The sequence below is a fragment of the Kitasatospora sp. NPDC087271 genome (assembly GCF_044744605.1).
Taxonomy (GTDB): Bacteria; Actinomycetota; Actinomycetes; order Streptomycetales; family Streptomycetaceae; genus Kitasatospora.
On sequence record NZ_JBIUYQ010000003.1, the window covers coordinates 324,390 to 341,612 of the forward strand.

Consider the following 17,223-nt stretch of genomic DNA (forward strand, 5'->3'; position numbering starts at 1 on the left):
CGACAGCGGCGTGCCCCGGGGCGGTCACGGGTCGGCTGGCGGTGTGCGGCGCTGCCGGTCGCTGTCGGCGCGCAGTTGGTCGGCTCGGGCGGTGAGCTGATCGAGGCGGTCGGTGATCTTCGGGTGGTTCGCCTCCAGGAGGGGCCGGGTCTCGGCGAGCGGGGCAAGCAGACGGGCGGGGTCGTGGTGGCCGAGTGCATCCAGGAGGCGATCTATGGCGGGGGCCGCTTGGGGGCTCAGGCCGTCCAGGGCGCCGATCTGTCCGGCGAGGCGGCGCAGGTCGGCGGCGTTGTCGCGGGCCCAGGTGGTCACCGCGCGGTCGGCGGCGCGCTGGTCGCGCGTGGCCTGGACGCGCTGCTCGCCGGTGCTGCCCGCCTCGGTGCCGGCATCAGCGTTGGGACGCAGGCGCAGGTAGCGGCGTTCGGCGGCCTGGCGGCTCTGGACGCCCAGCGGTTCGGCGAGGTCGGCCCAGGTGGCGCCGGCGTCGCGGGCGGTCTCGATCAGGCCGGTCTCCCAGTCGGCGAGCTCCTCGCGCAGGTGGCGCAGCAGCAGGAGTGCGGAAAGGGCCTGCTGCGGATCGCTTTGTCCTGCGTCGTCCGGGGGTGCGTGGCGGGCGGTGCGGGCGGCGGCGTCCATCATGCCCAGCGCGGCGGCGGCGGCCAGGAACGAGGCCGGCCCCACCCCGGCCGCGCCGGTGTCCTGGGTATCCATGTCGTCACTCTTTCGCTGACTGGGTGCCTGTCATCGTATGGATGACATGTTACACGCTTCGCGCCGCACCGGTGCGGACCACCTGCGCCGACTGCACTCCCTTGCCGAGCGCTGGCGCCACGTCCCCGGCCTTGACCGCTCCTTCGATCCCCGTGACGGTCTTGAGGATCGCCAGGTAGTCGGCGGGCAGCACGCCGGTATCCATGCCTTCCTCGCGGTACGGGACCAGCGCCATCCCGCCCGCCCCGGGAGTGGTCGTGACCCGCTCCAACTCCTCGGCCATGGCGGGGCCGTCCGCCCCGCCGGCCGCTGAGCGTCGGCGAACTGCCCGAACACCACTGAACACCCCGCCCTGGTCGACGGCGCGGGCGAGTCGGGCACCGGGGCAGCGGGTCTGCCGGGGATCGGGGGGCCGGGAACGGCGGTGAGCGCCGCGGACCGGCAGGACCTGTCGGTGAAGGCCGAGCCGGGTGGGGTTCAGTGCACGGAGGTGGCCGTGGGGTCGGCGCCCGGGAAGGCGGGTGCGGCGGCCGAGTGCGTGCAGGTCGCCGACGGCCCGGCGGGTCGTAGGAGTGTTTCCGAGGCCGTCAGCAGCACGCAGGACGGTGCCGGGGCGTGCTCGATCGGCAGCGCGGGGTACTGGTCGTACGAGCGGTTCGGGTCGTGCCTGAAGGACATGACCACGACCTACACGCTGCGCGACGACAAGGACACCGCCATCGGTTCGGCCCAGCTCAAGATCAACCTGAGCATGTCGCTGAGCGCCACGAGCTCGATGTGGACCGAACTGGTGACGGTCACCATGGTGTCCTCGACCAGCAACGTGCCGAGCCTCAACATCGCGTTCGACGCCAGCTGTACGGCGCCCTGCCAGATGGGCGCGGCCAAGCCCTGGGCGGGCGCCCGTACGCTGACGCCCGGGACGTCGGCGCAGGGTACGGTCCTGTACTCGGACTCGCCCGCCGTCGGGGCTGTCGACTCCCTGGCGAACGAGTACCACATGTACGTCACGCAGGACAACACCATCCCCCTGCAGCCGAACGTCAACTGGACCAATCCGCGCAAGGTCCGCTGCGACAACGCCGTCCACGAGCCGGGCAAGGGCTCGCCCGGATGCGTCTACGCCGACGTCCGGCCCGACCTGTCCTACTCCCTGACGGACTACGGTGCGGCGGCCGCGACCTACGCCTTCGCACTGAACTACCTGCCCAACATGCCCAAGCAGTTCACGCGGCTGAAGGGCGACAGCGAGCCGAACCGCAAGCGCACCTGCGGCGCGCAGAGCACGGTGCCGTTCGCCCAGCTGGACCCGGTCGCGTTCCCGGAGGACAGCTGCGACGAGTTCCCCTTCGCCGGGACGTACCAGGGCGGCACGAACGGCGGGCTGTGCGCCGAGATCGTCCCCCAACTCACCAACGGCAACTGGACGTTCCGTGAGACGACCGGACACCCGGTCACGTACAAGGAGTCGTGCGTGCGGGGCCACGTCCCGCTCCCGGTCAACAAGGCGGCCGGCGGGAAGTACGGCAGCTTCGTCCAGACGCAGCGCCTGATCGACACCGAGGCGTTCACCGTCTCCTGGACGACCTGACGTCCACGGGTCCCGGCCCGAACGACACCGTGGCCGCGCCCGGGGGACAGGCCCCCGGGCGCGGCCACGGAGCCCCGACAACGAACGGCCCAGCAGAAAGAGGATCGCGACGATGACCACGCAGGACCCCTGGTGGGCGCACGACATCATCGTGTGCCTGACCTTCGCCCGCCACCGCGGCCCCGCACACGTCCTCGACGCCTACGGGGCAGCCGCCGAACCGGTCCGGGAGCTGACGCTGCAGCAGGCCCGCACCACCCTCCCGATCGCGGAGGGAGGCGTCGTCCTGCGCACCGGTGTCCTCGGGGACGGGGAGTGGGCGTTCTGCCACGAGAGCGGCGAGCCCGAGGGCTTCAAGGAGGCCGTGCTCTCACGCCTGTCGGCAGGCACCGAGGCCGTCCAGCTGTACAGCGTCAACGGCATGACCACCCTCGAACGCTACCGGGACGGCGTACGGATCGAGTCCTTCGAGGCGGGCTTCCCGTCGACGCTGCGCAGCGGCCCGGACCACCCGCTGTGGGACGCGGTCCAGGTGCTCCCGGACCGCTCCACGGCCACGCAGGCGGCCGAGGGCGTCCAGGCGTACCTGGGCGTCCGCCTCGACGGCGACGTCCTGGAAGGCCCCCTGCCCACCGCGTACCTGCCTCCGGAGCGACGGGCGCCACTCTCCTCCCGCGCCCCCGCAGCCCCGGAGGACGCGTCCTCACAGGGGCTCGGCCGCCTCCTCCCAGGGCTTCCCCCGCACCCCTAACCCGCCGGCGCAGGACGCCACCGCTCGGGACGCCACCGGCCTCGACCTCCACCCCGCCAGAATGGGGTCTGTACAGCCAAAGGCTCTGTCCCGTAATCGGTGGTGACGAAGGGTGACGTCGGTCGTTGGCATGATGTGCGTGATGTCAACGAGCTTGTGAGCGTGGTGTTTTCGGGGCTGTCGGCCCTCGTCATCGAGGGGGTGGCGGACGAGGGCGAGGTCATCCGGGTGTCGGCGCGGACGCGGGATGATCCGGTGCCGTGCCCGGTGTGTGGGCGGCCGACGGGGCGGGTTCACGGGTTCCACGGCCGGGTGGTCGCGGATGTCGCGCCGGAAACTCGACGGCTTCGGATCTTCCAACACGAGGGGTGAGGATTTCACCCCCCCTCGATGACCCTGTTGCCCAATTGGGTGAACCCTTCGCGATCTCGCACCTGGGTGTGTCCTGGACGGAAGGATTGCTGTTCAGCGGTCTGGTCCAGGGTGCGTCGTTCGGCTGCGGAACGGGGTGGAGTGGTGTCGATGGGGTCGAGATCAGGGGTAGAGGTCCCGCAGGTGACACGGCAGGTGGCCCTCGCTGCCTTCCCCAAAGGCTGTCTGGCGATGAGGGTCCGGGACGCGCTCGGCCCGCTATTCGAAGACGAGGTGTTCAGGTCCGCCTTCGGTGTCCGAGGCCGTCCTGGGGTCTCGCCGGGACAGTTGGCGTTGGTCTGCGTCCTGCAGTTCGCTGAGAACCTGACCGACCGCCAGGCCGCTCACGCCACACGCGCAAGGATCGACTGGAAGTATCTCCTCAGCGTCGAGCTGTCGGACCCCGGGTTCGACTTCACCGTGCTGACCGGGTTCCGCGACCGGATCCTGGCGCACGGGCTGGAGGAGAAGGTCCTGGACCTGCTACTGCAGCGACTGATGGAGCTGGGACTGGTCGCCCCAGGTGGTCGACAGCGCACCGACTCCACGCATGTCCTGGCCGCAGTAAGGGACTTGAACCGTCTGGAGGGCGTTGTCACGTTGGTGGGGGCGTGGTCGCCTGCGGCTGGGTCAGGGCGTGCTGGGCCCGGTTCCGGGTCTGGTTCAGGCCGTGGCGGGCGGGGCGGCGGCGTGGGTGATCTGGTCCCAGATGGCGAACCGGATGATCATTTCGGTGCGGTGGCGGCCGGCTGTGAGGAGGTGGTGTCGGGGTCGGAAGTGGGGTGAGATGCCGCTGAACGCGGACAGGAACCGTTGGGCGGCGCCGGGTGAGCGGAAGTACTTCATGGCGCGTTCGCGTTGCCTGGTGGGTTGGTGGGAGTTCTCAGCCCGGTTGTTCAGGCCCTTGTGCGCGCGGTGTTCGACCGAGGCCATGAGCTCGCGGTGGGCGACGCCGTAGGAGCGGAGCTTGTCGGTGACCAGTACCCTCGGTACCCGACGCTGTTTCTTCATCAACTTGGACATGAAGCGCTTGGCGGCCTTCGCGTCCCGCCGGGACTGGACCAGGATGTCCAGGACGCTCCCGCGCTGGTCGACGGCGCGCCACAGGTAGTGCCGCACCCCGTTGATCTTCATGAAGACCTCGTCGAGATGCCACTTGCCACCGGCCCGCGGCCGGCGCCCACGCAGCCCGTCGGCGTACGTCTGGCCGAACTTCAGGCACCAGCGGCGGATCGTCTCGTAGGAAACGATGACACGACGATGACACCGCGCTGGAGCATCAGCTCCTCGACCTCGCGGAAGCTCAGCGGGAAGCGGAAATACAGCCACACCGCATGGGAGATGATCTCCACCGGGTACCGGTGACCCCTGTACGACGGCGACCCGCTCTCCACGACAGACCACTCCCCGGCCAGACCAACGAAGATCATCTCACTCATCGGTCAACGTGACAGCACCCTCGCGGGCAGCCTCCCGCGCCCCGTCGTCCAGCAGCCGGGCCACCGTCGTCGGATGCCACCGACGTCCGCGCTGCGACGGCACCCCCTCGTCGTTCAACCGGCGGGCAATCTTCCGCACCCCGGCGCCCACCAACTCCTTCTTCACCGCCTGTTGCCCGTACGCCGGCGCCCCGTGCGCATATCCGCCCGCCTCCGCCTTCGCCCGCCGGCCGCCCCGCAGTCGCTTCACGATCAGGCCGCGCTCCAGCTGTGCCGCCGCACCCATCACCTGCCGGACGAAGGTCCGCATCGGGTCGTCGTCGCCATCGGGCAGATGCTCCCCGCAGTCGGCGGTGAACACCCGTCCGCCTCGCGCCCACACCACCGCCAGGATCGCCTCCTGGTTTGTGAGCTGGCGGGCGATCCTGTCGAGGTTCGGGGCCAGGATCCCGTCCGCCTGGCCGTCGGCGATCCACTGGAGCGCCTCGGTCAGGCCGGGCCGCTCATCGTCGCCGGCCTTCCCGCTGATCGCTCCGTCGGCGCCTTGACGATGCGGTTACCCGTTGGCCGGGCCCACTTGCGGACATCCTTCTCCTGGGCGCGGGCGCTGTCCGGGCCCGGGGCGCCCGTCCCGTCCGGTGGCCGGACGGGACGGGCTCGGGGTTACGCCGCCCGCGTCACGTCTCCCGGATCAGGAGAGCGGGTCGACCTCGATCTCCTTCAGGCCCAGGTACATCACGCCGGGCTGGGCGGGGTTAAAGGCGATGGCGGACACGCCGTCGTGGGTGTTGTGGGTCTTGCTGACCAGGCCGGTGGCGGCGTCGTAGCGGAACAGGTCGGTGCCGTAGCCCTGGAAGTAGGTGCCGTACTCGAAGTGGAGCACATTGGCGTCGGTCGGGCTGGGCGCGAGCAGCGTGCCGTTGGTGAGCTGGGTGTCGGCGGTGTTGTCGACGATGCGGGAGAAGCTCAGCCCGCCGTCGGTGGAGCGGAAGAGGTGGCGGCCCTCGCGGGTGGTCTCCCCGAGGTCGATGCCCAGGGCGTAGACCGTGTTGGGGTCGGCGGGCGAGTAGGCGGCCCGGAAGAGGTTGGCCGCGCCGCCGGTGGCGGACAGGCCGGTGACGGGCGTCCAGGTGGCGCCGCCGTCTCGGGTGGTCGCCCCGCCCCGGGCCATCGCGCCGGCTGTGGCGTGGCCGGGGTCGGCGGGGTCGAAACCGACGGAGTAGACGAGCGCGTCCTCGCCGAACGGCAGGCCGGCGGCGGCGGTCCAGCTGGCGCCGCCGTCGCGGGAGTCGTAGAGGCGGCCGTCGGACCCGGCCACCCGTACGTGCGCGGGGTCGGTGCGGTCGGTGCCGACGCCGACGACCGTCGCGGTGGGCGAGGCGAGGGTGGTCACGGCGGTGCCGTCGACGCGCACGAGGTAGGAGGCGTTCTGCTGCCAGCCGAAGGCCCGGTTGCCGACCCCGGCGACCAGCCGGACGGCGCCGCTGCCCAGGTTGGCGGCCTTGGTCCAGCTGCAGCCCGCGTCGGTGGAGCGCTGCAGTTCGTTGTTGTGTGTGGCGAGTAGGGTGTTGGGAGTGTCCAGTGCGATCAGGCCGTGGGTGTAGCTGATCGGCTTGAGCGTGCCGCTGGTGGGCGTAAGAGTGGCGCCACCGTCGGTGGTGAAGGTGACGGCGCCGTCGCCGGTCACCCGGGTGCAGTTCGGGGCGGTCCACGGGCCGGACGGGGTGCCGGTGGCGGCCGTGGCGGCGACGGGCTGGGCGAGGGTGACGCAGGCGGCCGCGGCGAGGGCGACGGCGGCGGAGCGGTTCCAGTTCATGATCGGGTTCCCTATCCCTTGTGGGGTGCAGGTGTGCAATCGGTGATCACCGGTGATCACTTTGTATCGCGACGTTCCATGTGGGAACACATGACAATCAGTCAACATGCTGGCCGAAGTGTCCCACCCGTCCGGATTCGGCCGGAGGGTGGTGAGAATCCGGTCATCGGCCACCCAGGCTGACCACCCGATCGTTCGACACGGTGCTGTCACGTTGACCGATGAGTGAGATGATCTTCGTTGGTCTGGCCGGGGAGTGGTCTGTCGTGGAGAGCGGGTCGCCGTCGTACAGGGGTCACCGGTACCCGGTGGAGATCATCTCCCATGCGGTGTGGCTGTATTTCCGCTTCCCGCTGAGCTTCCGCGAGGTCGAGGAGCTGATGCTCCAGCGCGGTGTCATCGTCGTGTCATCGTTTCCTACGAGACGATCCGCCGCTGGTGCCTGAAGTTCGGCCAGACGTACGCCGACGGGCTGCGTGGGCGCCGGCCGCGGGCCGGTGGCAAGTGGCATCTCGACGAGGTCTTCATGAAGATCAACGGGGTGCGGCACTATCTGTGGCGCACCGTCGACCAGCGCGGGAGCGTCCTGGACATCCTGGTCCAGTCCCGGCGGGACGCGAAGGCCGCCAAGCGCTTCATGTCCAAGTTGATGAAGAAACAGCGTCGGGTACCGAGGGTACTGGTCACCGACAAGCTCCGCTCCTACGGCGTCGCCCACCGCGAGCTCATGGCCTCGGTCGAACACCGCGCGCACAAGGGCCTGAACAACCGGGCTGAGAACTCCCACCAACCCACCAGGCAACGCGAACGCGCCATGAAGTACTTCCGCTCACCCGGCGCCGCCCAACGGTTCCTGTCCGCGTTCAGCGGCATCTCACCCCACTTCCGACCCCGCCGCCACCTCCTCACAGCCGGCCGCCACCGCACCGAAATGATCATCCGGTTCGCCATCTGGGACCAGATCACCCACGCCGCCGCCCCGCCCGCCACGGCCTGAACCAGACCCGGAACCGGGCCCAGCACGCCCTGACCCAGCCGCAGGCGACCACGCCCCCACCAACGTGACAACGCCGCGTGAGCGCCCTCGTCCAGTACCTCAGGATGTTCCACGACGACGGCAACACCGAGGCCGCCCCCGCCCACAAGAGCACGGAGCGGCTGCTCGTCGCGAACGGCCACAAGGACGGCGTCTGAGACTGCCTCCCGGGCAGGCGGGGCCCTGCCTGCCCGGGCGGTGCGGCTACCGGACGACCACGGCGTCGGGGACGCGGTTCGGCCCGCCGGGGGTGAGGGCACCCGCCGGGGCGACGGCATGGCGCGGGCGCCCTGCGCGGGTGAGCCGTCAACTGTCCGGCGGACAAGGCCCATCGGCTTCTGGGACAGGATCGGGATACTTCCCGCACCTGCCTGTGAACGACCCCCGCCTACGGTGATCACACCCGGTGAACCTCACCGGTCGAACGACATCGGGAGACCTCATGCGCACGCGCCGCCTCGCCCTCACCGCCGCCGCCGTCGCGGCGCTCGCCGCCACCGCGACGGCCTGCGGGCCGGACAACAGCGACACGGGCTCCACCGCCGCCAGCCCCGCGGCCACCGCCGCCGCGCCCACCGGGGCCGCACCCGCGTCCACCGGGGCCTCGCCGACGAAGGCCGCCGCCGCGCCCACGTCGCCCTCCACGCCGAAGTCGTCCTCCACGCCGAAGTCGCCCGCCGCGGCCTCCTCCCCCGCCGCCGACAAGAGCGGCTACGGCCAGGCCTGCGGCGCCAACGACCTGGTCCTCGGCGCGAAGGCCGAGTCCCAGGCCGGCGGCTACCTCCTGATCACGGCCAAGGCCAAGCCGGGCATCACCTGCACGCTCCCCGGCACCCACCCCACCATCGCGTTCGGCTCGCGCGGCATCGAGGCCGCCAACGCCGAGCAGGCCACCGGCGAACCGATCACCCTGAGCGGCGCCAAGGTCGCGTACGCGGGCATCATGACGAAGACCACCAAGGACAACCAGCCGGTCCAGTTCACCGACGTCATCGTGGGCATCGGCAACGCCGACCCCAACCCGGTCAGCATCCCCGTCGGGGACACGCCGGTCGACAAGCCGATCGTCACCAACTGGCACACCGTCGCGAAGGACGCCGTCCCCGGCCTCTGACGGCCGTTCACCGACGGGGCGCGGACCGGCCGTACGACGGCGACCACCGTACGGGCCTGCGCTGTTGCGCTGTTCAGCCCAGGAAGTCGACGCGGTCGATGAGGCCTTCGCGCACCCGGTAGGCCACCAGGACGCGGACCGGCTCGTCGGCCAGGCCGTGGGCGACTTCGTGGTCGACCACCCAGTCGCCTTCGCTGAGCCGCCCCACGATCTCCGCCCGGCAGCGGCCCTTGGCGAACTGTCCGGCGTACCTGTCGCGCAGAGCCTGCCGGCCCTGAAGTCGGGTGCCGTCGGCCCGGTGGATCGTGACGTCCTCGGCATAGGTGGCGACGAAGGCGTCGATGTCGTGGCTGTTGTAGGCGGCGAGCTGCTGCTCGACCACCTCGCGCGGTTCCGTCATGTGATTGATCGTTCCTTCCTCGGTGTACGAATTACGTATTACGGGTTCAGCCGGGCTCAGGCTGCGAGACGGCGGGTGGCGAGTTCGGCGTAGAGCGCGGCCCCGTCGGGGAGCACCGCGTCGTCGAACTCCGCGTAGGGCGAGTGGTTGACCGGCAGGTCCTCGGGGTCGGTCCCCTTCGGGGCGGCGCCGAGCCACACGAACGATCCCGGCACGGCGTCCAGGACCCGGGAGAAGTCCTCCGACCCGGTCATCGGGTTCGGCATCGACTGGAAGCGCTCCTCGCCGAAGACCTCCCGGACGGTGTCCGCCAGGAAGTCGGTCTCGGCCCCGTCGGTCACGGTCACCGGGTACTGGGGAAGGTACTCGACCTCGGCCCGCAGGCCGTGGGCGGCCGCGATGGCCTTGACCAGCTCCACCGTGGTGTCGGCGGCCTTGGACTGCGCCTCGGCGGAGAAGGTGCGCACGGTCGCCTCGAAGTAGGCGGTCTCGGGGATGATGTTGCGCTGGGTGCCGGCCTGGATCAGCCCAACGGTGACCACCACCGGATCGAACACGTCGAAGCGGCGGGTCACCATGGTCTGCAGGGCGGTGACCATCTCGCAGGCCGCCGGGATGGGGTCCTTGGCCCGGTGCGGTACCGAGCCGTGGCCGCCCGCACCGTGGACGGTGACGTTCAGCGCAGTGGAAGCGGCCAGGATCGGCCCGCGCCGGGAGCCGAACTCCCCGTGCCGCATGGCCGACGACACGTGCAGGGCGTAGGCGGCGACCGGGCGCCTGCCTGCCGCGTCGAGGACGCCCTCGGCCAGCATGGCTCCGGCTCCGTCCCACCCCTCCTCGCCCGGCTGGAACATGAAGACCACGTCCCCGTGGAGCTGTTCCCGCCGTGCGGCCAGCAGGTGTGCGGCACCCGCGAGCATGGTGGTGTGCAGATCGTGTCCGCAGGCGTGCATGGCTCCGTTGTCCGCGGCGAACGGCAGCGGGACCTTCTCGGCGACCGGCAGGCCGTCCATGTCGCCGCGCAGCAGCACCGCCGGCCCCGGTCGGCCGCCGCGCAGCACCGCGGTGACCGAGCTCAGCGCGGAGCCCTGGCTCACCTCCAGCGGCAGTCCGTCCAGGGCCCGCAGCACCCGCTCCTGGGTGCGCGGCAGGGTCAGTCCCAGCTCCGGGAACCGGTGCAGGTCGTGGCGCAGCCGGACCAGGTCCGGGGCCAGAGCGAGAGCGTCGTCGTGCAGGGACACGGGCACCTCCGTCGATCCCGCGCGTGGCGGGAACTTGTGCAGAGCGATCTTGTTCCGTGATTCTGGATCTCTCGGCGGGATTTGCCCGCGATTTCGCAGGATCACGCCACCAGGAGGCCCTTCGATGAACGAATCCACCGGCAGCCGGCAGTGACCGGCACCGAGGTCACCGGCACCGAGGTCACCGGCGCCGAGGTGACGGTGGACGAGCTGGACCTCGCCCTGGTGAACGCACTGCAACTGCGGCCCCGCGCACCCTGGTCACTGCTCGGCCAGACGCTCGGGATCAGCCCGGTCACCGCCGCCCGCCGCTGGCACCGGCTCTCCCAGGCCGGGATCGCCTGGGTGACCGCCTACGGCCTGCCGCACCCCGAGGACCGCGGGTGCGTCGCCTACCTCGACCTCGACTGCGCTCCCGACCGGCTCCGGCAGATCGCCGACGAACTGGCCGAGGACCCGCACGTGATGAGCATCGAGCACCTCGCCCAGGGCTGCGACCTCGTCGTCACCGTGGCCTTCACCGACCTGGCGATGGTCTCCCGGTACACCGCCGAACGGCTCGGCCCGCTCCCCGGGGTCAACGCCGTCCGCGTCCACCTGGCGACCGGCTTCTACGCCGAGGGGATCCGCTGGCGACTGGACTCGCTGGACCCCGCCCAGCGCGTGGAACTGCACGACGATCACCCGGCGGGCTACGGGAATTCGTCCGGCGCACGAGCTGAAGTCCGGCAAGAAGACCGGGAGTTGCTCATCAGACTGGGCGTCGACGGCCGCCTCGGCCAAGCCGAGCTGGCCGCCGCCACCGGGCTCAGCCCGTCCACGCTGCGCCGGCGCCTCGACCGGCTGGCCGCCTCCGACGCGATCCGCTTCCGCTGCGAGATCGCCGCCCGCGACGCCGGCCGGCCGGTCCTGGCGACCTTCCGGGCCGACCTCCCCCCGGACCGGCTCGACGAGGTCGGACCCCAGCTCGCCAGACTCCCCGAGGTCCGGCTGTGCGTGTCCGTCACCGGCCCGCACAACCTCCTGCTCTCCGTCTGGCAGCGCTCCCTCGCCGACGTCCAGCGGCTGGAAACCGCTCTCGCCCGCAGGTTCCCCGACCTGCGGGTGGCCGAGCGCCGCGTGTCGCTGCGCACCGTGAAGCGGATGGGCCGGATCCTCGACGCGGACGGACGCGCGGTCCGCGCCGTTCCGCTGGACATCTGGCGGGACCCGGTCCCGGTCTCCTGACGGCCGTTCAGCCGTTCAGCCGTTCAGCCGTTCAGCCGTTCAGCCGTTCAGTCGTTCGGACCGGTCGGCGCCGCAACGTGCCGTCGCCAGGAGCCGCAGGCCGCGGGCCGCCTCGCGCAGGCCCGGCGGCCCGCCCGCGTGTTCCGGCCATTTCCGGGTGTAGGCGCCCGTACCGGTCGCCCTGGTGGGCAGGATGGCCGACGGCCCGCGCCACTGCCCGGCGCCGGGCCCCGCAGACCGATCAGAAGGCAGGGACCAACCATGCCCAGGAGCGCACGGCGACGCACGGCGGCGGCGACCGTCTGCGCCGCACTCATCGGCGCAGTCGGCCTCCTCGCACCATCCGCCCAGGCCCAGGCCCAGGCACGGACCCAGGCACGGACCCAGGCACCGGCCCCGGTACAGGCACCGGCGACCGCGTCGTCGACGGCGGACCGGCCCCGGGACACCACCACGCCCCCGGGCACCGAGAGGCAGTCCACCACGGTCACCCGTCCCGACGGCACCCAGGCACGGTTCGCGGTCTTCTCGACCGACTACGCCACCGGACAGACCATCTGGTACCAGACGCAGTCCGCCCCCGGCGGCCTGTTCGGCGCTTGGAGCCAGGTCAACGGCATGAACCTCAACTTCCAGAACCAGGTGCTCACCGCCGCCGCGGACGCCGACGGCGCCCTGGAGGTGTTCACCATCGGGTACCAGTCGTCGGTCCTGGTCCGGATGCACCAGGCCGGCCCGGACGGGCCGTGGTCGGCACCCGAGCCCTTCGGCCCCGCCGGGGCGGGCGTGCCGAGGTTCTTCGGGGCGCCGGTGGCCTTCCAGCGGGCGGACGGCACGCTGGCCTTCTTCGAGGTCTACCAGGGCTCAAGCAGCCCGCAGTTGTACGTCAACCAGCAGAGCGCCCCCGGTGTCTGGGGCTCCTGGACCGCCCTGGGATCCGGTCCGCTGCCGTCCGGGGTCGCCACCCCCTCCTCCGTCACCGAGTCGGCCGACGGGACGTTGACGGTGGTCGCGCACATGTGGAACGCCTCCTCGTGGTTCGCCCAGATCTCCGAGCAGGCCCCGGGCGGCGCCTGGGGCCCCTGGCGCGACTGCCGACCCGGCAACTGCACCACCGGCTGACCTCGCCGGCCACACCCCGGAAGCCCCGCGTGGCGGCCGGGAGGCCGAGCGCACCGCCCGGCGGCATTACCCCGCCGACCTGCCCGGCGGCCTCGACCACCCCCGGGCCCGAGCCGCCCGAGGCGCTGGCGCAGACTGGGAGGCGGACCACACCCGACCGACCGGAGGACGACACCCATGGCCGACCGGCCCCTGACGCTGATGGCAGTGCACGCCCACCCCGACGACGAGGCCACCTCGACCGGCGGCGTCCTCGCCCGCTACGCCGCCGAGGGCATCCGCACCGTCCTCGTCACCTGTACCGACGGTGCCTGCGGCGACGGCCCCGGCGGTGCCAAGCCGGGCGAGGAGGGCCACGACCCCGCCGCCGTCGCCGAACTGCGCCGCCAGGAACTCGAAGCCAGCTGCCGGGTCCTCGGGGTCGACCACCTCGAACTGCTCGGCTACGGCGACTCCGGGATGATGGGCTGGCCAGCCAACGACGCCCCGGGATCGTTCTGGAGCACCCCCGTCGCCGACGGCGCCGCCCGGCTCGCCGACCTGATGCTCCACTACCGGCCCGACGTCGTCGTGACCTACGACGAGAACGGCTTCTACGGCCACCCCGACCACATCCAGGCCAACCGCATCACCATGGCCGCCCTCACCCAGGCCGCCCTGACGCCCAAGGTGTACTGGACCACGGCGCCGCACTCGATGATGCAGCGCTTCGGCGAGCTCATGCGCGAGTTCGGCGCCGACGGGAACGACGGGGGCGACGGGGACAACCCGGAGCCCACCGGGGAGGCCGTGGAGCTGCCCCCGATCGGGCTGCCCGACGAGGAGATCACCACCTGGGTGGACGCCACCGCCTTCGGCGGGCAGAAGTACGACGCGCTGCTCGCGCACGCCAGCCAGGGCGAGAACATCTTCTTCCTGAAGATGGGCCGGGAGCGGTTCACCGAGCTGATGGGCGTGGAGACGTTCGTCCGGGTCCTCGACACCACCGGCGCGACGCTGCCCGAGAAGGACCTGTTCACCGGCCTGCGCTGAGCCGCAGGCTGAGCCGCAGGGTGAGCCGCAGGGCAGGCCCGGGCCCCCGGACGAAACGATGCAGGCCACGCCCGGAAGGGCGTGGCCGCTTCCACTCGGGGGCAGTCGGCAAGGGTCCAGACCTGGACCGGAGCCCTGGCTGCCGGTACCCGTGCCCGTGCCGGTGACCGAACCGGTGCGGGCCGTCGGATCAGCGGGTGGTGTAGCCGCCGTTGGCGAACACGGTCTGCCCGTTGATCCACCAGCCGTCGGTGAGCAGGAACTTCACGAGCGGGGCGATGTCCTCGATCCTGGTGAGCTCCCCGTTCATGGAGGACGACTTGTGGTAGGCGACGGAGTCGTCGGTCTCGGCCGGGTAGAAGAACGAGGTGTCCATCGGACCGGGGGCGACGTTGTTGACGGAGATGTTGCGGCCGAACAGTTCCTTGGACAGGGCGCGGGTGAAGTGCTCGACGGGGGACTTGCTACCGGCGTAGACGGAGTACAGGCCGGTGTAGGCGGCCAGCAGCGAGGTCACGATCGTGACGATCTTCCCGCCGTCCTCCAGACGCTTGGCCGCCTCGCGCATCATGAAGTACGCCGCCTTGGTGTTGACGGCGAACATCCTGTCGAACTCTTCCTCCGTGGTCTCCGTCATGGGCTTCTTGATGACCATGCCGGCCGTGTTGACCATGCAATCGACCTTGCCGAAAGCACGCACCGCGGTGTCGAACAGCGTCTCCACCTCGGCGACCCCGCTCAGGTCGCCCTGATGGACGATGGCGTCGCCGCCGAGCTTCTTCACGTCGGCGGCCGTCTGCTCGGCCTTGTCGCGGGAGGAATCGCTGTTGTAGTGCACAACGATCCTGGCGCCGTCCCGGGCGCACTCCTTGGCGATGAGGCTGCCGAGGTTCTTCGATGCGCCTGCGATGACGACGACCTTGTCCTTGAGCGTATGGCCGGGCATGGAACTCTCCTCATCGGGAGCCGGAGGAAGGGGAGGGAAGGGGAGGGGAAGCCGGGCAGGCCCGCCGGCCCGGACGGGTGTGCCCGGCGTCTCGCCGCCACCACCACGCTCACGCTATGGCGGCGTGCCAGGGCCCGCATGTCGAGTCCCGCGGCTTGCGCCCGTGGCGATCGGCACTCACCACCGCGCACCGGGAAAAGGCCCACGGCATGGTGCCGGCCCGCATCACGCCACGGGCGGGTGTCCCTGCCACGCCCAGGAACACCGGGGTGCCGCCCCGCCCACCCCCGCTCCCCCAGAGTTAGGAATCACGCCGGGCTGTCCACGAACATCCGATTCGTCGCCCCCGGCCTCAGCGAAACCGGCGAAAGGCACGACATGACCAGCAGCGCTCCCGGCGGCACCCTCACCCTGGCCCCCGACCTCACCCTCAGCCGGATGGGCTACGGCGCCATGCAGTTGGCCGGCCCCGGCGTCCTCGGTCCCCCCGAGGACCGCGACCAGGCCTTGGCGGTCCTGCGCGAAGCCGTCGAGCTGGGCATCACCCACATCGACACCAGCGACTACTACGGGCCGTTCGTCGTCAACGAACTCATCAAGGAAGCCCTGCACCCCTACCCGGCCGGACTGCACATCGTCACCAAGGTCGGCGCCCGCCGCAACGAGACCGGCGACTGGATCCCCTCGCAGGAACCCGCGGACCTCAAGGCCCAGGTCCACGACAACCTCCGGCACCTCGGCCTGGAGGCCCTGGACGTCGTCAACCTGCGCCTGGACTCGGTGGAAAACATCTCCGACGCGCCCATCGCCGAGCGGTTCGGCGCCTTGGCCGACCTGCGCCGTCAGGGGCTGATCCGCCACCTGGGCATCAGCGGCGTCTCCGACGCCCAGCTCACCGAGGCGCAGGCCATCGCCCCGGTCGTCACCGTGCAGAACCTCTACAACCTGGCCAACCGGCAGGACGACACACTCGTGGACCGCTGCGCGGACCAGAACATCGCCTTCGCCTCGTTCTTCCCCTTGGGCGGCTTCAGCCCGCTCCAGTCCCAGGTGCTCAACGATGTCGCCGCCCGCCTCGACGCCTCCCCGCAACAGGTGGCACTGGCCTGGCTGTTGCAGCGCTCGGCCACCACCGTCCTGATCCCCGGCACCTCCTCCATCGCCCACCTGCGCGAGAACACCGCCGCGGCCGACCTGGTGCTGCCCGCCGACGCGGTCGCCGAACTCGACACCATCGGCTCGGCGAGAACGCGGTAGTCCTCACCGTGGTCCTCAACCTCGACCATTGCCGGGCGCCCGCGTCCTGCGGCGGTTCCCTCACCGCCCGCCCGGATCCGGGTTCCGCCGCGGTTGCGCCCGTCCGGGTGGCCTTCCGCGCTTCCGGCTCCCCTCCGTTCGCGTGCGGCGCTAGGTTGCTGGGCGACCCGCTGGCCGCTACCCGGAGGACACCGATGGCCATCCCCGCTCTGGACCACTCGACGACCCGCTATTCCCTCCCCCACGCCTACTGGATGGCGCAGGCCGCCGGACTGGCCGTGCTGGACCGGGCCGGCATCGAGGACAAAGCCCACGCCTGGGGCTTCGACGAGGTGCGGCACTTCGAGTCGACGCACCAGATGCCGTTCCTGATCGAGGACACCCAGGCCTACACGATGGCCAGCGACCGCATGATCGTCACCGGTTTCCGGGGCACCGAGGTCCTGAAGATCTACGACTGGCTCACCGACGTCAGCACCCCGCCCGTTCCCGGACCGGCGAACAAGGGCTTCGTCCACTACGGCTTCCACCAGGCCCTGCGGTCCGTCTACCCCGAGATCCGCGACACCATCCAGGGACTGCGCACCAACGGGCAGAGCGTCTGGTTCACCGGCCACAGCCTCGGCGGCGCCCTCGCCATGCTGGCCGGCGCCTGCTGGTACTTCGAGGAGCCTCGCCAACTCCCCGACGGCGTCTACACCTTCGGCCAGCCCCGCACCTGTGAACGGCTTCTCGCCGCCGCCCACAACACGGCTCTCCGGGACCGCTGCTACCGCTTCGTCAACAACAACGACATCGTCCCCCAGCTCCCGCCCGAGCCGACCTTCACCCACGTCAGCGCACTCCGCTACTTCGACGCCGACGGAGGGCTCCACGAGGCCATGCCGCTCATCGCCGGATTGAAGGACCGGGCGAAGGGCTACCGCCAGGACATGTTCGCCCCCGAGACCGACGGCATCAAGGACCACCACCTGCGCAACTACCTCGCCGCGTTCGAGAAGAACCTCGCCACGACCGCCTGATCGCAGAACACCCCGGGCCGGCCGGGTGGCTCCGGCGCGACCAGGTGGCTCAACAGCGTTCGCGCCGCTTCACCCCGCTGGGACGTCAAGGAGAAGCTCAACGGCTC

Annotated in this window: 17 protein-coding genes and 3 pseudogenes; 11 read left to right on the forward strand and 9 right to left on the reverse strand. The window is 71.0% G+C overall.

The genetic code is table 11. The annotated features are described in order from the left end of the window. Nucleotides 1-24: 24 nt before the first annotated feature. From ACIO9K_RS07920 to ACIO9K_RS07930, 3 genes are all read right to left on the reverse strand, one after another. Nucleotides 25-711, reverse strand: coding sequence for a type III effector protein (locus tag ACIO9K_RS07920; protein WP_363622114.1), 687 nt, complete (start codon nucleotides 709-711; stop codon nucleotides 25-27). A gap of 49 nt (nucleotides 712-760) precedes the next feature. Continuing rightward, on the reverse strand, nucleotides 761-994 hold the full coding sequence (locus tag ACIO9K_RS07925; protein WP_400327826.1) for a hypothetical protein: 234 nt from the start codon (nucleotides 992-994) through the stop codon (nucleotides 761-763). 194 nt (nucleotides 995-1,188) lie between these two features. After that, nucleotides 1,189-1,389: a hypothetical protein gene (locus ACIO9K_RS07930; protein ID WP_363622118.1), complete on the reverse strand. Its 201-nt coding sequence runs from the start codon at nucleotides 1,387-1,389 to the stop codon at nucleotides 1,189-1,191. On the opposite strand from ACIO9K_RS07930, the gene ACIO9K_RS07935 reads away from it, so the two are divergent. From ACIO9K_RS07935 to ACIO9K_RS07950, 4 genes and pseudogenes are all read left to right on the forward strand, one after another. Beyond that, complete coding sequence (locus ACIO9K_RS07935; RefSeq protein WP_363622119.1) at nucleotides 1,388-2,302, forward strand: hypothetical protein; 915 nt, start codon at nucleotides 1,388-1,390, stop codon at nucleotides 2,300-2,302. The genes ACIO9K_RS07930 and ACIO9K_RS07935 overlap by 2 nt on opposite strands. Nucleotides 2,303-2,414: 112 nt before the next feature. Continuing rightward, the gene (locus ACIO9K_RS07940; protein WP_400327829.1) at nucleotides 2,415-3,053 is read left to right on the forward strand and encodes a DUF6461 domain-containing protein; all 639 of its coding nucleotides are present in this window, start codon (nucleotides 2,415-2,417) and stop codon (nucleotides 3,051-3,053) included. A gap of 165 nt (nucleotides 3,054-3,218) precedes the next feature. Beyond that, a pseudogene (locus ACIO9K_RS07945) lies at nucleotides 3,219-3,401 on the forward strand (ISL3 family transposase); the annotation flags it as partial. Between the two features lie 255 nt (nucleotides 3,402-3,656). Then, nucleotides 3,657-4,250: a transposase gene (locus tag ACIO9K_RS07950; RefSeq protein WP_400328057.1), complete on the forward strand. Its 594-nt coding sequence runs from the start codon at nucleotides 3,657-3,659 to the stop codon at nucleotides 4,248-4,250. Here the strand turns inward: ACIO9K_RS07950 and ACIO9K_RS07955 are convergent. The 3 genes and pseudogenes from ACIO9K_RS07955 to ACIO9K_RS07965 all read right to left on the reverse strand — a co-directional run. Continuing rightward, nucleotides 4,161-4,894, reverse strand: a pseudogene (locus tag ACIO9K_RS07955) (IS6 family transposase); the annotation flags it as partial. The gene ACIO9K_RS07950 and the pseudogene ACIO9K_RS07955 sit on opposite strands and share 90 nt — an antisense overlap. A 1-nt stretch (nucleotide 4,895) precedes the next feature. Next, a complete protein-coding gene (locus ACIO9K_RS07960; protein WP_400328059.1) occupies nucleotides 4,896-5,432 on the reverse strand; it encodes a recombinase family protein in 537 nt (178 codons plus the stop codon). A gap of 162 nt (nucleotides 5,433-5,594) precedes the next feature. After that, entirely contained in the window at nucleotides 5,595-6,719 is a 1,125-nt protein-coding gene (locus ACIO9K_RS07965; protein WP_400327831.1) for a WD40/YVTN/BNR-like repeat-containing protein, read from the reverse strand. A 230-nt stretch (nucleotides 6,720-6,949) separates the two neighbouring features. On the opposite strand from ACIO9K_RS07965, the pseudogene ACIO9K_RS07970 reads away from it, so the two are divergent. Both ACIO9K_RS07970 and ACIO9K_RS07975 read left to right on the forward strand, forming a co-directional pair. After that, nucleotides 6,950-7,716 (forward strand): annotated as a pseudogene (locus ACIO9K_RS07970) (IS6 family transposase). Between the two features lie 481 nt (nucleotides 7,717-8,197). Beyond that, the gene (locus ACIO9K_RS07975) at nucleotides 8,198-8,869 is read left to right on the forward strand and encodes a hypothetical protein (protein ID WP_400327833.1); all 672 of its coding nucleotides are present in this window, start codon (nucleotides 8,198-8,200) and stop codon (nucleotides 8,867-8,869) included. Between the two features lie 73 nt (nucleotides 8,870-8,942). Here ACIO9K_RS07975 and ACIO9K_RS07980 read toward each other — a convergent pair whose 3' ends face one another. Both ACIO9K_RS07980 and ACIO9K_RS07985 read right to left on the reverse strand, forming a co-directional pair. Further along, the gene (locus ACIO9K_RS07980; RefSeq protein WP_363622167.1) at nucleotides 8,943-9,269 is read right to left on the reverse strand and encodes a nuclear transport factor 2 family protein; all 327 of its coding nucleotides are present in this window, start codon (nucleotides 9,267-9,269) and stop codon (nucleotides 8,943-8,945) included. Between the two features lie 56 nt (nucleotides 9,270-9,325). After that, nucleotides 9,326-10,510: a M20 family metallopeptidase gene (locus ACIO9K_RS07985; RefSeq protein ID WP_400327835.1), complete on the reverse strand. Its 1,185-nt coding sequence runs from the start codon at nucleotides 10,508-10,510 to the stop codon at nucleotides 9,326-9,328. Between the two features lie 150 nt (nucleotides 10,511-10,660). On the opposite strand from ACIO9K_RS07985, the gene ACIO9K_RS07990 reads away from it, so the two are divergent. From ACIO9K_RS07990 to ACIO9K_RS08000, 3 genes are all read left to right on the forward strand, one after another. Further along, nucleotides 10,661-11,737, forward strand: coding sequence for an Lrp/AsnC family transcriptional regulator (locus ACIO9K_RS07990; protein WP_400327837.1), 1,077 nt, complete (start codon nucleotides 10,661-10,663; stop codon nucleotides 11,735-11,737). A gap of 261 nt (nucleotides 11,738-11,998) precedes the next feature. Then, nucleotides 11,999-12,859 carry a hypothetical protein gene (locus tag ACIO9K_RS07995; protein ID WP_400327839.1) on the forward strand — a complete coding sequence of 287 codons (861 nt, stop codon included), beginning with the start codon at nucleotides 11,999-12,001 and terminating at the stop codon, nucleotides 12,857-12,859. 177 nt (nucleotides 12,860-13,036) lie between these two features. Next, on the forward strand, nucleotides 13,037-13,891 hold the full coding sequence (locus ACIO9K_RS08000) for a PIG-L family deacetylase (protein WP_400327841.1): 855 nt from the start codon (nucleotides 13,037-13,039) through the stop codon (nucleotides 13,889-13,891). 190 nt (nucleotides 13,892-14,081) lie between these two features. On the opposite strand, the gene ACIO9K_RS08005 is transcribed toward ACIO9K_RS08000, so the two are convergent. Next, complete coding sequence (locus ACIO9K_RS08005; RefSeq protein WP_363581045.1) at nucleotides 14,082-14,837, reverse strand: SDR family oxidoreductase; 756 nt, start codon at nucleotides 14,835-14,837, stop codon at nucleotides 14,082-14,084. A 378-nt stretch (nucleotides 14,838-15,215) separates the two neighbouring features. On the opposite strand from ACIO9K_RS08005, the gene ACIO9K_RS08010 reads away from it, so the two are divergent. Then, nucleotides 15,216-16,094: an oxidoreductase gene (locus ACIO9K_RS08010; protein WP_363622177.1), complete on the forward strand. Its 879-nt coding sequence runs from the start codon at nucleotides 15,216-15,218 to the stop codon at nucleotides 16,092-16,094. A gap of 194 nt (nucleotides 16,095-16,288) precedes the next feature. Then, entirely contained in the window at nucleotides 16,289-17,116 is an 828-nt protein-coding gene (locus tag ACIO9K_RS08015; protein ID WP_400327844.1) for a lipase family protein, read from the forward strand. Nucleotides 17,117-17,223: the final 107 nt, after the last annotated feature.